Below are 15,409 nucleotides of genomic sequence, written 5' to 3'. Positions count from 1 at the left end.
TAATTATTATAATTAACTTTATGTTAATAGTAGCATTACACATTTGGGAAGTGAACCGATTGAAATTGAATACATTAAAAAAATCGTTACGAATCAATGATCTGAAAGAATCCAATAGAATCAAAATTTTAGAGCTTATACGACAAGGAATTTGTTCGCGTGTAGAGATTTCTAAGGTTTTAGGCATGAGTAAACCGGCTGTATCATCAATTGTTGAAGAGCTTATTTCAGAGGGGTTAGTCTTGGAAAAAGGACATGGTCCATCTACAATATCCGGCGGAAAAAAACCAATTTTATTAAATTTTAATTTCAAAGCCGGCACAATCATCGCTGTTTATTTTAACGAACGATGGTATGAAATTGCTTTAACCGACTTAGCAACTAATATAATTTCATACGCAAAAAAATCAACTGCCATTTACAAAGATTATAAGAGGACACTTGATGATTTAATCCATGATATACAGGATCTGATAAATCAAAGACATAATAATAACCTCCCTCCTATCCTTGCATGTGGAATTGCCATTAAGGGGCTAGTAAATCCCCAACAAGGGACATTAAAATACTCAGCCGCACTCCCAGACTGGAGTGATGTTGATATAGGAAAGTATCTAACTAATCGGCTACAAGTTCCTGTTTTTATTGAGAATGATGCCCGAGCAATTACGTATGGTGAAACTCTTATTGGCAATAACACAAATTGCCATTCTTTAATTTGCGTAACTATGTCTCATGGAATTGGCACAGGAGTTGTAATTCAGGATGAAATCTATCGGGGATCTCAGAATGGAGCTGTTACATTCGCTCATACTACGCTTGTCGATAATGGTCCTCTCTGCAGTTGTGGAAATTATGGTTGCTGGGAAGCTCTTGCTTCTGTTTCAGCCTTTTTGAAAGAACTATGTAAAAAAAATTCAAAATATCAAGAAAATAATCTTATAGAGATTATACAACAATTTCATGATGGTGATCCATTCGTATCAGATGTTTTACTAAACTACACTGGTTACTGGTTGGGAGTTGGGATCGCAAATATCTTAAATGTGTTTAATCCGGAAAAACTAATTATTCAGGGCGATATTACACTAGCAGGCGAAAGATTAAAAAATAAAATTGAAGAGGTTGCAAAAAAAAGAGCCTTACCTGTTACGAGGAATGTCAACATATCTTTTTCCAAATTCACAGAAAAAGTTGAGATAAAAGGATCTTCGGCTATGGTTATCAAACATTTATTTTCAAAAGAATATCATCAAAAGATTTGGAAGCCAGGAACTTTTGCACAACTTTGATATTTAGTATTGAATTCGATCTTAACTGCATTACGAAGGGCAATCCATAAGTTACTATATTTGGGTTGCCCTTAAAACGTTATCAAATAATGATGTTATTGATGCAATTCTTGATGTTGTTGATATTCTTTCAGTCTTTGTTTTTGATCTGCGAGCGCTTGTGCATCAATACGTTCAGGATCAACAATTTTTCTCAATTCGTAATACAACTGTGCCTTTATTTCTTCAAATGCAGGATTTTCAGCTAAATTCACCATTTCTTTAGGATCCGATTCCAAATCGAAAAGTTGCGAACGATTATGTGGAAAGTATATATATTTGTACTTTCCTTTTCGAATCATAAAAATTCCATGACTGGTTCCATGTGCATGATATTCACTAAATACAATTTCATTTTGTGATTCAATAGCATTCCCGTTAAGTAATTGCAATAGAGATTTGCCTTTCCATTCGGGATGCGGTTGAATCCCTACAGATTCAGCAATCGTACTGGTTATGTCAATTAATGAAACTGGTGATGAGATCGTACTTCCTTTTGGAATCCCGGGACCGGATATAATTAAAGGTATTCCGACACTTTCCTCATACATGGAACATTTCCACCAAAGATCATGATCTCCTAAAGATTCCCCATGATCACTGGTATAAATGACAAGCGTATCTTCTTCTAATCCACTATCTTTTAAAACCTGAAGAACCCTTCCGACATGATCGTCGATAAAAGAACAGAGACCGTAATATGCGGATCTTGTCTTACGTAATGTCGCTTCATCAATGTTTTGTCCATCAAAGTGTAACCTAAGCTCATCAAGAATCGGATGGTTATCCAGACTTGGATTATCAAATGGAAGATCTACTTTCTGTTCCGGGTACATTTTATAATACTTTTCAGGAACGATTAAAGGAAAATGCGGTGGCAAATAGCTAACCCACAAAACCCATGGCTTATCTTTTTTAGCTGCTTCAAATTTTAAAAATCGAATTGCTTCTTCTGTTTCCTGTTCCGTACGATCCACCCAAAAATCGCCTTCACACGCTTCTATAATTCTATTTCTTCCATCCTTCCTCTTTCGTATTGGATCTCTATAAAGCCCCTCAATATCTCCAGGCAGTTTCAAATGTTCCGGAAACCTTTGATCATAAAAGCCATCCCCTCCTCCATCAAGGAAATGTAACTTTCCTACTGTTGTTACGCTAACTCCATTCTCAGATAAAAAATGCCCCCAACTTTCTGGGTTTCCTGAATAAGGTTTTGCATTGTCCCAACATTTTATTTCATGTACATATCTTCCTGTAGCAAAACTAGCTCGACTGGGCACACAAAGAGGGCTATTACAATAAGCATTTGTAAATCGAACTCCATTTTCAGCCAGCTTATCTAAGTTTGGCGTTTTTACAATAGAATGATTGGCACACCCCATTGCATCTTTACGATGTTCATCCGTCATAATAAATAAAACATTCATAGTCACACCCCTATTTAACATTTTTAAAATATTTAAAAACCAATGTTTATGATTGTCCTTCAAACATTACTATCAGGGAGTAAAAATGTATCATCGGTTTGACGTATCCAACATTCCAATTGTTCTTGCAATTCTTTTCTTTTCTGCTTAAACATAGCAATATGCGCTATATTTACTTGCTCATAAGGATCATCATGCAGATTAAATAACAACCATGGTTGACCTTCTAAAACGATATATTTCCAACCATCTTTTGTTACAATTCCTCTAAACGGACGATCTACACCTTCTTCAGGAATTAAACCTTTTTGATATGCTGTAGGTACAGGTAAACTTATATAGGCACTATTTGGAACGTTTTCAGGCTCATGATCTTCCAATATATACGATGAATAATCAGCTCCTTCCATTCCATTCGGAGTGGGTATGCCGCATATGCCTAAGGTTGTGGGAGCTATATCTACATGATTGATTGGAAAGTTCAAGTTTTTTGTCTTGTAACTTTTTCGTGTAGGGCCGCCAACAATAAAGGGAATTCTAATGGATTCTTCCCAAGGGGCCTGTTTTCGAAATTGTCCATGTGAACCATGCATATCCCCATGATCACTAAAAAATATAATGTATGTGTTTTGATCCAATCCCAGTTCAAATAGTGTGTTCCTTATGCGTCCTAAATTCCAATCAATTCGATCTATTGCTGCATAATACCCTGCTAATTCTCGTTTAGCACGTTCTTGGATTACATCAACTTTTGGGACATTTGGTCGCAATTCGATTTTTCCGGGAATATATTTTTCCATAGATTCAGGCGGTGCAACGTAAGGATCATGTGGAGGTTGTACAGATAAAGTGGCGAAAAACGGTTGATCCTCGTTCGATCTATTTTTCAACCAACCGATTAATAAATCTGTAAGTGAATCTGTTTCATATCCAGGTAATCGAAACGACCTTTGATCTGAATGAACAAAACAATGAAATGGTTGATTATTGTTTTCATATCCCCACCAATCTTCGAATCCCCCCCTTCTTTCCACGGGAATTATCCGTTTTTCTTTTTTATTTTCCGGAAAAGATAAATCTAATTCCGGACGATTACCATCCAAATGCCATTTTCCAATCCAGCAGGTACGATACCCGTTTTCCCTAAAAGTATGTGCAATAGTTGGCATTTTCATATCCAAAGGATCATTTAAAGCAGCTACAGAAGAACGATGTGGATAACGCCCCGTAATGAGTGATCCGCGAAAAGGAGAACATAGAGGTGTTCCAGAGATTGCGTTTGAGAAAGTGACTCCTTCCACAGCCAATCTATCAATATTCGGAGTAATAACATTCGGATCCCCGCGATGTCCCATTGCCTGTGCTCTCATTTGATCCACTAATACCCATAGAACATTCGGTTTTCTTGCCTCTGACAATTTAAATTCCTCTTTTCTTAATGACCTCTTCTACTATTCTAAGGAAAAATCTATTGTATTAGAATATTTGTTAATTCACTAGGTTTCAATGACAACAGAAAACTTGTTTCTACAAGGCCATTCACTCAAACATGGAATTGTGTTTTGGAATTTTCCGATGTTACCTCTCCTAATGTTAAATGCTCATCTGAAATTTCTTCTAAGGAGCGTTTTGTAGTCTCAACCGGGCGAAGAACAATCCCAAGAGCTAGCCCTACCGCCATTACGGTTACTACACTTAGTACAGCCCCTTCCCATCCGAATGAAGACATTATGATTGGAAAAACTAAAGAAGTTGCAACACCACCGACGTTACGTGCACCCGTTGAAATTCCCTGAGCAGTTGCCCGAAGCATTGTCGGAAAGAATTCCACTGACCAAGGATACAAAACAATCGTGACAAGCTGATTAAAAATAGTAGAACAAAGCATAAGTATTACAAACAACGCCGCTTGTGAGCTGTGAACAAAGGCGAGGGATCCAGTTAAAATCGTATCGAATAACCACCCATATATAACCAATGTGCGACGTTTGAATTTATCTATAAAAAATGTAAATCCAATTGTTGTTAATGCATAAATGCCCCATAATAAGGAATTCATCCAAAGTGCAGCTGCTTTTGAATGGAAGCCAAACATTTTCAGTAAAATTGGCATATAAGTATTGAACGATGCACCACGAGCCACAACTAGAAACCAAAATAAACTTACGACAATTAAAGGCAACAAGTAAGGTTTAACAAACAATGTTTTCACCTGTGAAACACGTATCGTTTCTTTTGATTGTTTTGCTGCCAACCAACGAGGGCTTTCTGGTATTCGCATTCGCAAGAGGATGACAACTATCGCTATGATAACACCAGTTCCGAAAATCCAGCGCCACGCTTGGTCATTTCCATATGTGACAAAAAGTGCAGAAATTACTCCAGATGAAGCTGCACCGATAAACCAGAACGGTTGCATCATTCCTGTAAGGAATCCCCTTTTATCAGTTGGGCTTATTTCTGCAATGAGGGATGTACTAATTGGGATATCTGCACCAATTCCAAATCCTACAAGGAATCTTCCAATTACAAGTATAGATAAATTTGGTGATACTGCACATAAAACTCCACCGATTGTTAAAATAATTAAATCAATTATAAATGATTCCCTCCGGCCAAGTTTGTCTGTCACTCTACCAAAAATAATTCCACCAAGTGCCATCCCCAAGAAGCCTACGGATCCAATTAAACCTATTTGTCCCGGCGTTAAATGCCATAGTGGCTTAATAAACAAAAACACACCACCTAAAAGTGATAAATCATATCCATCTAAAAAGGCTCCCATTGCCGCAACAAAAGTGGTAAAAGCTATACTTCTCGTAATTTTCTCCTGCATACAGATGTCACCCCTTCTTTGCTTTACAATATATCTGTTATTATTTTTTAAAATTCAATTAATTTTTAAAAACACAAAATACTCCAATGAATTTTGAGTTGCAGTAAACGCTTTCACAAAATATGCACTTTTTCATTTCTCTCTTTATAACTGTATATAGAACAATGATATGCCCCCTCACCTCTCCTTTTAGTAAATATCAGATAGAAATATCAGAAAAAACTAACCATCAAAAAATCGCAAGAAATATCCAATCATGTATCCTTGTTATGTTTATTATTATAACTAACTAACCATATTGTCAATATAATACTAAAAAAATAATCTGATTGCTTTAACTCCTACCCAAATACACTCTGTCAAGAAATTGGTCCATGATTCAGTAAAAGATCCCCAAAAGATCTAATGATGAAAATCGATTTTTGAAACATAACTTTTATATGATTAGAATTGAGAAGCACGAGTCAGCCATTCTCGTGCTTCCGGAAATTTTTTTCAATGAAGATTTTGATAAAATTCACTGTGTACAAAGTTCTTAGATGGTACAACACTATCAAGCTTACCGGTTTGTATAAATAATTTTTCAAGGTTTTCACACCACTTACCGACTGAACCGTCAGCAAAGTCTTTCTTAATATCTGCAGAACTTAGCCATTGGGTAGTATCCGACTGTGATTGCAACGCATCAGCCGGTGCATTCACAAAGTCAGCAGTCATCTTGACGGCTTGTTGAATATGCTGCATACGCCAATCGCTTGCTTGTGCAAGTGCATTCACAAATTTCTGAACTACATCTTTGTGGTTCTTTTCAAATTCAGGATTTGCTGTCCAAATCTGTGGAAATGTATATTCTGGCATAAAATCTTTATCATCTGCCAGTTTTATTGTACCTGGAACCTGTTTTTCAATTTGTGAGGTATATGGATTCCAGATGGCAACCGCATCAACATGACCGGCGACAAATCCACTTACTGCGCTGGATACATCCATATTTACTACTTTAACATCAGAATTCGTTAATCCAGCTTTTTTGAGAGCCAAATCTAAAATCATTTCACCCGATGTTCCCTTTGGCACACCAATTGTATGCCCTTTCAAATCTGCCAATGTTTTAATACCTGATTTTGGGTTTGCGAGTATCATATCCCCAACGTTCAAACTATCCACAGCTATAATATTCGTTTTTCCTTTCGCTGCCAGGAAAATGGCACCTGGTCCAAGATAGGCCATATCAATTTGGCCAGCTGCCATTGCATCAACCTCTGGAGGACCACTGGTAAACTTAACTGGTTTTACATCTAGACCTTCTTTTTTAAAAAACCCTTCTTTTTGACCGATAATGATAGGTGCCGCACCGTGAATGTCCGGCATATATGCTACACGTACAACCGGCAATTTATTAGACCCGGAGGATGAACTGTTAGAATTGTTTGCTACATTTGCAGACCCAGTTGAAGAGCTCCCGCACCCGGATAAAGAAAAAATTACTAATGATGATAAAACTGACAACGAAACTATTTTTTTCAATGTAAATACCCCCTTAATTATCTCATGCATGATGGTAGACTTGAAGCCAAACCTCATTCTTTAGTTTAGTAAAATTGTCTAGCAACTTTGTTTCCTGACTTCTTGGGTAAGGCAAGTCGATTTTCAATTCATGCTTTATCCCACCAGGATTTGCTTTCATCATAATAACTCTGTTTGCTAATATTACTGCCTCTTCAACGTCATGTGTAATGAAAAATATAGTCTTTTTCTCTTTTTCCCAGGTTTTCAGCAACTCCTCTTGTAACTGTCCTCTTGTTTGTGCATCAAGTGCCCCGAATGGCTCATCCATCAATAAAATCTCGGGGTCTGTTGCATATGCCCGAGCGATTGCTACGCGCTGCTTCATACCACCGGAAAGTTCCTTAGGATAAGCATTTTTGAATTTGGTAAGGCCTACTAAATCAAGATAGTGAAGCGCACGCTCATGTCGTTCTTTCTTCCGTATTTTTTTTAGCTTTAAACCAAAAGCGACATTCTCAATCACAGTTTTCCAAGGGAACAACGCATACTGCTGAAAAATGACACCTCGATCAGGGCTAGGGCCTGCAATTGGTACCCCTCTATGTGTTGCAATGCCTTCATCCGTCTGAGTTAATCCTCCCAAAATGTTTAAAAGTGTGGTCTTTCCACATCCGGAAGGTCCAACAACACATATAAAATCACCTTCGTAAATATTCAAATTTACCTTGTCCAGGACACAGTTCGGACCCGATTTCGTCTGAAATGTTTTACTTATATTAGACACTTCAATTAGCAGTTTTTGAGTCACGCTTTGCCTTCCTTCCAACAATTTTACGATACTTTCTCTTGCCATCCAGTCAACCTCCTTTCCATCCAAAGTACACCCCTATCCATAAGAAAGCCTATTACGCCAATCAATAAAATACCCAAAATAATAATAGAAACTTGATAATATAGACCCGCCTGTTCAATCATGCTGCCAAGTCCATGTTGACTGGCAATAAGTTCCGCTGCTACGAGGGTACTCCATGCACTTGCGAGCCCAATTCGTACACCAACAAGGATATAAGGAAAGGACGCCGGGATTACTACATCAAAAAATAAATCCCAATCATTCGCTCCCAGTACTTTAGCCGCTTTCAAAAGCGTGATATCAACATTCTTAACTCCCTGATAGACACTGATTACAATAGTTAAAAATGCGGCAGCCCAAATGACAAAAATTTTTGCAGATTCACCAATGCCAAGTACAATAACCACCATGGGTATCAAGGCGATCGGAGGGATTGTTCTAAAAAACTGAATCCACGGTTCAAATATGCCTTGCGCCCACCGATACCACCCCATCAAGAAACCCACCGGGACTGCAATAATGAACGCCAAAACAAAACCAATTGCAACTCTCATGAGACTTACGCCAATATCCGTAAATAAGGTTCCTTGTATCCCTTTAATGAACGCTGTGATTACTGCAGGAGGACCTGGTAAAATTTTCATAAATTGTGGTATGATTGATAAAATCCACCACAATACTATACCACCACAAATTGATAAAACTGCATATAATTTCCTCAAATTGCTTCACTCCTTGAATTGTTCTCAGTTGGAGTTGTGGGAAGATAGGCCATGGTGCATCATAACCATGGCGCATGATCCCTTTTTGGCAGCGCTTTCTTTCAGAGCTTAATTAACTGCATTCTTTTCCTTGATACGAAGATTGGAGTCAGTATAACTCAACTTCCGGTTTCCGGTCCGTTCGTACAGTTATCATTGGCTGAGAGTTCCTTAAGAAATTTTCCATACTTTGTTTTCCATAAAGTTCGATACCTGGTGGGCCTTGTTCGGCATTTCGCTTCATTGGATCCGTTCCCGAAGCACTTTGATTCAGATATTCCCATTCATTCAAATATCCAATTAACATTCTTACTACATCAGGATGATCTTGACTGACATCCTTCTGTTCGAAAGGATCTTCCAAAAGATTGTACAACTGTATTTCCGGTAAAATCCATTGCCCGCTATGATACGTTCGAATCAATTTCCACTCGTGTGTAACAACTGCACGCTGTGCCGTGTATAATCCATGACCGATAACCAAATACAGACGCCCTGACTTTTCACCAAGAGAGGTAGTATTTATGTGTGTCCATAAAGATTTGCTATCCCATTCCGAAGGAGTCTCAATATTAAAATATTGCAGAATTGTAGAACTGAGATCCATTTGATAGATTAGTTCATGGGATACCATCCCGGCAGGTATCTTTTTTGGATAACGCATAATCAAGGGGACACGGTTTGTTCCATTAAAAGTACTCCAATGCTCAATAAAAACCCCATGTTCTCCAAGTTCTTCCCCATGATCCGCGGATACTATGATTAAAGTATCATCTAATATATGAAGTGACTCTAATTTCTCAATTAATTTACCGATATGATAGTCAACGTAACGAATTTCTCCATCATATTCATTAACAACCTTCTGATAATCTTCATAATTATAAATACCCATCATAGGAGCCGAATGCCAAAATTTATCACCTTGGAAAGTCTCAATCTGATCGCGAGTTGGATACGCGGGAAATTTTTCGTTACGAACTGCTTCTACACAACCCTGTGGTGCATCATATACTGCGTGAGGATCCCAAAATTGAACCCATAGAACAAAATCATCATCAACATTTTCTTCAATCCATTGTGATGCATACTCATGAATTTTCCATCCGGGTGTAGTCTGGAAATCCCAACCTGTAGGATCTAGGAAAGTTTCCCATCCTACATAAAACCACGGCGATGGGTGACGGCCAAAAGTGGAAATAGCTGCTGTTTTAATATTATTTTCACGCAATAATTGGGGTAATGTCGGCGTATTCGGGTTTAAAACCAAGCCTCGATCCCCATGTGTAACAATGCCATTTTTAATGCCCAAAGTTCCACTAATTGTTGCTGCGCGTGAAGGCATACAAGGACTATCTGAAGCAAAACAATGTGTAAAGAAAATCCCCTCTCTAGCCAATTTATCTATATTCGGTGAAGTTGGGCGCGGATATCCGTATACCCCTAAGTGGTCTGGCCGTAAACTATCAATATCCAAGTAAATGACTTTCATTACGTAACCTCCCCGGTTCTATACTATTATTTTCTTGTTTGATTATAAAATGATAGATTCCTAAACTTGCTGCACCTTTTACCCCTATATCATCTTCAAAAAAAGATTTACTGATTTTAGGCTCCTCATTTGCGAATGTGTATCGTTCGCGAATCGTCTCTTGCAATAATTCCCAAACCAACTTGTTTTCCAATATATTTCCGCAACCAATCACTTGCTCAATTGATAAAATTTTCAGCACATTAATTATCGCAACACCCAAAGCAGTACCTACAGATTTAAATAATGGTTCCAACTCGGGAATTGATTTATATTTTGCTAGTTTATTTATTGTTACACTACCATCTTGAAAAACTTCTGGTACCAATCTTTGAGACTCAGATAAAATATAATCCTCGTTTGTATAAAGCTCTACACATCCCTGATTTCCACACCAACACTTTTCCCCGTGTAGATTAATGGATATGTGGCCAATTTCCATATCGCCGATGCTATACGGAGTCCCCTCGATAACCAATCCTGCACCTACTCCTTGATCTACATATAAAAACAGTACATTTTTCAAGTTTTTAGCATAACCGAAAAACTTTTCTGCAAGAACCATTGTCCGGACGTTGTTATCAATAATTGTTGGTATAGAGGTTTTTTGTTCAATTATTTTACCTATATACGCCCCATCCCAGGATTGATTCACTCGCCTCTTGATTCTTCCGGTTTGGAAATCAACAAACCCATTTATCCCGATTCCGATACCTACGATTGAACGATCAGATTTGACGTGATTGACGTAGCTTATCATTAACCCAATTGTTTCCTGCATAGTAAGACTTTCGATTTGAAATTCTGTTTTCTTTGAAATGATCCCTTTTGCATTACTTAATCCGCAACTCATTTTTTTTCTTCCAATATGGAATGAAATAATCTTTTTTTTGTTTGGATCAATATCTAACAACATTTCCCGTCTGCCTGGTGTCTTACCGTTTGACGTCATACCCGTCTCACATAAATATCCCTCGTCAATAAGTTCTGATGTGATGTTTGTGATTGCTGCGGGTGTAAGTTTTGTTATTTTCGATAATTCTTTTCGAGATAATGGTGCCAGTTGATACATTCTATCCATAATCAAAAAACGATTAAAACTTTTTGTGCGATTTATATTCTGCCCGATTATTTAGAAACACCCCTTTTTAAACAAATTGGCATTTAATTAATTCATTATATTAAATAATATCACGATACATCAAAAAGATATATATTTTTCCGATTACTTAAAACATTTTTATATAAGTGAATTCCAAACACCTTTAACGTTATTTGCTATTATCGGTTCTATATTCAGAGCACCAGTTTTTTCCCACCAACTATCTGCAATTTTTTTTAAACTCAGCTTAGTACTTTGAACTTCCTTAAATTCAGCAATATTTCTTATCTCATTCGGATCATTCACCAAATCATACATTTCCTCCATATTCTCTTGATAATAAAATACATATTTCCATTTATCTGTTTGTATTCCGTAAAAAGGATGGAACCCCCAGTAAGCCTTATAATGCTCAAAAAAAACATATTGCTCCTCTGGAGTCTTATTAAATTCTAAGTGTTCCAGCAATGACCCTCCTTCGAAACTATCCGGAACGGGTAAACCTGCCAAATCCAATATAGTTCCAGGGACAGCAGCACTTGAAACGAGATCGTCAATTATTTTTCTGGTTATTTGTCTTCCCGGTTCATAAATTATAAGTGGAACATTGAAAAGTTCCCGATAGGGCAGTACGCCTTTCAGCGCTAAACGATGTGCTCCCTGCATATCACCATGATCGGAAGTAAAAATTATAATTGTGTTCTCGAGAATCCCTTTATCTTCTAAGACTTTCATAATTCTACCCACATTCCAATCAAGATAACTGATCATCGTACGGTATTTCTGCCCATCTATCCGAATCTGTTCTTCTGTTAGCATGGATTCTTCACTATCCGCTCTTAACCTTTGAAACTTTGGTTTACCAGTCAAATCATCGTCATAAAAACTTGATGGAATTGGAATTTGATTTAAAGGATATAGATGAGCGAATTCCTCAATTAACTCAAATCTTGACGTTCCGGGATGCGGGCAGTACCAAGACAATACCATAAAAAACGGATCCTTTTTGGAATCTTGAATATAGTTGATAGCCATTGCGGTCGATAAAGCATCTTTAGCACTCCAAGAATCAGGATTCTTCATATTGGCAGGCCCATGAAGCACACCATCTACCCTATAATCTAGAATTTCATACCCGCATTGTTTACGATCTGTGAATAAATGCCATTTTCCAAAGTGAACTGTTTGATATCCTGATTTTTTAAATTCCTTGGCAACAAGCGGGTAATTGGGATTTATAGCATGCCCGATTTGATTTACACCAACTTGATGTGGATATTTTCCGGTTTCCCAAGAAGCGCGTGCAGGGGTACATTGGGCGGAAGTAGTGACAGTGCCAGTAAAACGTATACCCTTATTGGCCAATTCATCAATGTTCGGCGTTATATAACTAGAATCTGCACATCCCATAGCGTTTACCCGCTGCTGATCCGTCATAATCCATAACACATTTTTCTGTTCCATTTTACACCTCTCTATCAGAGCAAAATTTTTCTACAGTAACCATAAATACATCGTTGATGAGTCGTGTTAAAATACACCATAACCTGTGCCTGTTGTCGGTCTGTCATAAAGATCAGTATATTGGGCCTCGCTTCTTCTTTCATATTGTTCCTCTTTTAAAATTAAAAATTGATCGATAAAACAGTTACTAATCAGGCAAAACTCTGTCTTGATGGGTACTGATTTTCCAGTTGACCATAAACATCAATTAATTTCATTAATAAGCTAATCCGTATATCTGTGTATTCAGTTTTATTATATAGATTTATAAATTCATTTGGATCATTGTATAAATCATACAACTCACCTTCATTTCTATCGAGAAAATAGTTTAACTTATATCGATCAGTCACCATGGTTTTTACATAGAATGTAGGTTCTGCGCGATTCTCCACCAAACACCAATCACGTGAAGACGTTTTCGGATTGAACCATGTTTGCAATTGACTGACTCCTTGCGTTGTTGACGAATCAGGCAAACCACAGGCTTCTAATAAAGTTGGGACAAGGTCCACCAAACTCATCAGACAATCTGTTTGCATGTTAGAGGGAATTTTATCCGGCCATCGAACTAAGAAAGGAATTCGTATCACATCTTCGTAGTGTAAAGGCCCTTTTAACCAAATCCCGTGATTTCCTGCATAATCACCATGGTCAGATGTAAAAATTACAATCGTATTATCAGCTAATCCAAGATTATCTAATGTTTTTAATACTCTGCCAATGTGAAAGTCGATTAGACTTATCATTCCGTAGTATGTTGCCAACCATCGTCTGGCACGTTCGAATCCGATTTTATTTGTTGTAATTCCTAAACATTGAATGCCTCTGGTTGCATGGCCTGGATCTGTTGTCATTTCAACATCTAATTCATGTAAGCGATTGTCAATCAGACATTGATGTAATCGAGTTTTATCCAGCATCTCCCCCTCTCTTTCCAAAAAGGAAGGAAGCTTTTCCGGATCATACATGGATGCCCACGGTTCAGGGGCCAGAAAGGCATTATGAGGATCCTGAAAACTACACCATGCAAAAAATGGTTCATTTTCATAATGATCTGTATGATTTACGTGAGATCTCATAAATTCTATTGTCTGATCCGCTGACCATCTTGTATAGTGTAGGTCCTCAGGTAAATCCCAGGATCCCTCACGGTATCCGCCACCAGGCCCAAAATATTTAGCAGGATCAATCCCTTGATCAGCCAGCCAGGCACCGTAATGCATACCATGAGAGGAATCTTCGTCGGAATGCCCATGAACCATTTTCACCTGTTCAAATCCATAATAGGGTCCTTTCCAACTTTTCCAAAACTCCCGATCATGGATATGTGGCGGTGCTTCAAAACTCCCTCTTTTTAAAACGGGTTGAAAATGGGCCTTTCCGAATAAGGCAGTCGAGTACCCTTTATTTGATAAAGTTTGACTTAAAGTTGGACGATTTTTGTCTAAAGCTACTCCAATATTCCAACATCCATGACGTGAAGGATACTCCCCGGTAAGTATGGATGACCTGCTTGGCGAACATACCGGATTTGCCGTGTAAGCACGACGAAAGGCGACCCCTTCTTTCGCCAGACGGTCTAGATTCGGTGTCTGAATCGCTTCATTTCCTAAAGCATGAATCGTATTATGATGTTGCTGGTCAGTGGTAATCAAAAGAATATTAGGCCTCGTTTGATTCATCTGAATTCACCTCCTGTATCTGTGATGGTCTAATCGTAAATGTAGCGGAAAAATTTTCACCTGGGCTTAACCGAAAAGCCAGATTCTTGGCAAAGTCCCCATGAGATCCAATCCATGGCTCGATACAGATGAAATCTTGACCGCTAATCGCCCATAAAACAATATCCGTAACATTTGCAGTAAAAACTATCTCCACCTTGTGATCATCTAGCTGGATTTCAATATGATTTTGATTGAAACCACGAAAACATAGGTTGATTTGCTCTTGATTTAAATCGGGATGAAACCAACCATCTGAAGAAAGCTGCAACCGAATCCCCTTCAACGTGTCTATACACTCCTTGGCAAATAACTTTAATTTTATAGAATTCTTATCCTTTAATAAGAAATAAGGATGGAATCCCAACTGAAAAGGCATATCATAGTTAGATCTATTCGCCAGCTCAGTTTGAATTAATAATTCAGTTCCAGTCAGATGGTATGTAGTATTCATTTCAAAGTCATAGGGATAATATTTTTGTGTTAACATGTTGCTGGTCAATTGGAGTGTAATACTTGTAAACTCCTTTGTTTCATTTAAACTTGTTATCTCCCAAGGAAAATCCCTGGCAAATCCATGTTTGGGCATTAAATACCATTGATCTCTTATTTGATAACCATTCGCCTCAACCGGTCCACAAACTGGAAACAAGATTGGAACTCCTCCCCGAATGATGGAAGAAGTTCCCGATTCTATTGTCGAACGATCTAGATAGAGAATAGCTCTACCTTGAAATGTATAATCAATTATAATAGCTCCACGATTTGGCAGAATACAAATATAAGTATGGGGATTATCAGGCATCATTAATTTAATCACTTTTCTCTTCCC

Annotated in this window: 12 protein-coding genes; 1 reads left to right on the top strand and 11 read right to left on the bottom strand. The window is 37.8% G+C overall.

Annotation, left to right across the window (positions count from 1 at the left end):
• Positions 1-59: 59 nt before the first annotated feature.
• Positions 60-1,292 (top strand): ROK family transcriptional regulator, encoded by a 1,233-nt coding sequence (locus LSG31_RS12475; protein WP_347435434.1) that lies wholly within the window; start codon positions 60-62, stop codon positions 1,290-1,292.
• 95 nt (positions 1,293-1,387) lie between these two features.
• Here LSG31_RS12475 and LSG31_RS12470 read toward each other — a convergent pair whose 3' ends face one another.
• The 11 genes from LSG31_RS12470 to LSG31_RS12420 all read right to left on the bottom strand — a co-directional run bounded on the left by LSG31_RS12470 (position 1,388) and on the right by LSG31_RS12420 (position 15,397).
• A complete protein-coding gene (locus LSG31_RS12470) occupies positions 1,388-2,758 on the bottom strand; it encodes a sulfatase family protein (protein WP_347435433.1) in 1,371 nt (456 codons plus the stop codon).
• 59 nt (positions 2,759-2,817) lie between these two features.
• On the bottom strand, positions 2,818-4,176 hold the full coding sequence (locus LSG31_RS12465; protein ID WP_347435432.1) for a sulfatase family protein: 1,359 nt from the start codon (positions 4,174-4,176) through the stop codon (positions 2,818-2,820).
• A gap of 125 nt (positions 4,177-4,301) precedes the next feature.
• A complete protein-coding gene (locus LSG31_RS12460) occupies positions 4,302-5,594 on the bottom strand; it encodes an MFS transporter (protein ID WP_347435431.1) in 1,293 nt (430 codons plus the stop codon).
• Positions 5,595-6,089: 495 nt separating this feature from the next.
• Entirely contained in the window at positions 6,090-7,121 is a 1,032-nt protein-coding gene (locus tag LSG31_RS12455) for an aliphatic sulfonate ABC transporter substrate-binding protein (protein WP_347435430.1), read from the bottom strand.
• A gap of 22 nt (positions 7,122-7,143) precedes the next feature.
• Complete coding sequence (locus tag LSG31_RS12450; RefSeq protein WP_347435429.1) at positions 7,144-7,956, bottom strand: ABC transporter ATP-binding protein; 813 nt, start codon at positions 7,954-7,956, stop codon at positions 7,144-7,146.
• Positions 7,935-8,633: an ABC transporter permease gene (locus LSG31_RS12445; protein WP_347435428.1), complete on the bottom strand. Its 699-nt coding sequence runs from the start codon at positions 8,631-8,633 to the stop codon at positions 7,935-7,937. The genes LSG31_RS12450 and LSG31_RS12445 overlap by 22 nt, the downstream gene beginning before the upstream one ends.
• 193 nt (positions 8,634-8,826) lie before the next feature.
• The gene (locus LSG31_RS12440; RefSeq protein ID WP_347435427.1) at positions 8,827-10,209 is read right to left on the bottom strand and encodes a sulfatase family protein; all 1,383 of its coding nucleotides are present in this window, start codon (positions 10,207-10,209) and stop codon (positions 8,827-8,829) included.
• Positions 10,184-11,320: an ROK family protein gene (locus LSG31_RS12435; protein WP_347435426.1), complete on the bottom strand. Its 1,137-nt coding sequence runs from the start codon at positions 11,318-11,320 to the stop codon at positions 10,184-10,186. Before LSG31_RS12435 ends, LSG31_RS12440 begins: the two co-directional genes overlap by 26 nt.
• Positions 11,321-11,488: 168 nt before the next feature.
• Complete coding sequence (locus LSG31_RS12430; RefSeq protein WP_347435425.1) at positions 11,489-12,814, bottom strand: sulfatase family protein; 1,326 nt, start codon at positions 12,812-12,814, stop codon at positions 11,489-11,491.
• Between the two features lie 191 nt (positions 12,815-13,005).
• Positions 13,006-14,538: a sulfatase family protein gene (locus LSG31_RS12425; RefSeq protein ID WP_347435424.1), complete on the bottom strand. Its 1,533-nt coding sequence runs from the start codon at positions 14,536-14,538 to the stop codon at positions 13,006-13,008.
• Positions 14,519-15,397, bottom strand: coding sequence for an aldose epimerase family protein (locus tag LSG31_RS12420; protein WP_347435423.1), 879 nt, complete (start codon positions 15,395-15,397; stop codon positions 14,519-14,521). The genes LSG31_RS12425 and LSG31_RS12420 overlap by 20 nt, the downstream gene beginning before the upstream one ends.
• Positions 15,398-15,409 lie beyond the last annotated feature (12 nt).

This window comes from Fodinisporobacter ferrooxydans (genome assembly GCF_022818495.1).
GTDB classification, from domain to species: Bacteria; Bacillota; Bacilli; order Tumebacillales; family MYW30-H2; genus Fodinisporobacter; species Fodinisporobacter ferrooxydans.
Note: the sequence above shows the minus strand (reverse complement) of the source record. Positions and strands in the feature narration are given on the sequence as shown.

Excerpts from the sequence above, each read along its gene's own strand:
- LSG31_RS12425 (WP_347435424.1), bottom strand. The coding sequence starts at position 14,538 with ATGAATCAAACGAGGCCTAATATTCTTTTGATTACCACTGACCAGCAA.
- LSG31_RS12450 (WP_347435429.1), bottom strand. The coding sequence starts at position 7,956 with ATGGCAAGAGAAAGTATCGTAAAATTGTTGGAAGGAAGGCAAAGCGTG.
- LSG31_RS12470 (WP_347435433.1), bottom strand. The coding sequence starts at position 2,758 with ATGAATGTTTTATTTATTATGACGGATGAACATCGTAAAGATGCAATG.
- LSG31_RS12430 (WP_347435425.1), bottom strand. The coding sequence starts at position 12,814 with ATGGAACAGAAAAATGTGTTATGGATTATGACGGATCAGCAGCGGGTA.
- LSG31_RS12435 (WP_347435426.1), bottom strand. The coding sequence starts at position 11,320 with ATGTATCAACTGGCACCATTATCTCGAAAAGAATTATCGAAAATAACA.
- LSG31_RS12460 (WP_347435431.1), bottom strand. The coding sequence starts at position 5,594 with ATGCAGGAGAAAATTACGAGAAGTATAGCTTTTACCACTTTTGTTGCG.
- LSG31_RS12440 (WP_347435427.1), bottom strand. The coding sequence starts at position 10,209 with ATGAAAGTCATTTACTTGGATATTGATAGTTTACGGCCAGACCACTTA.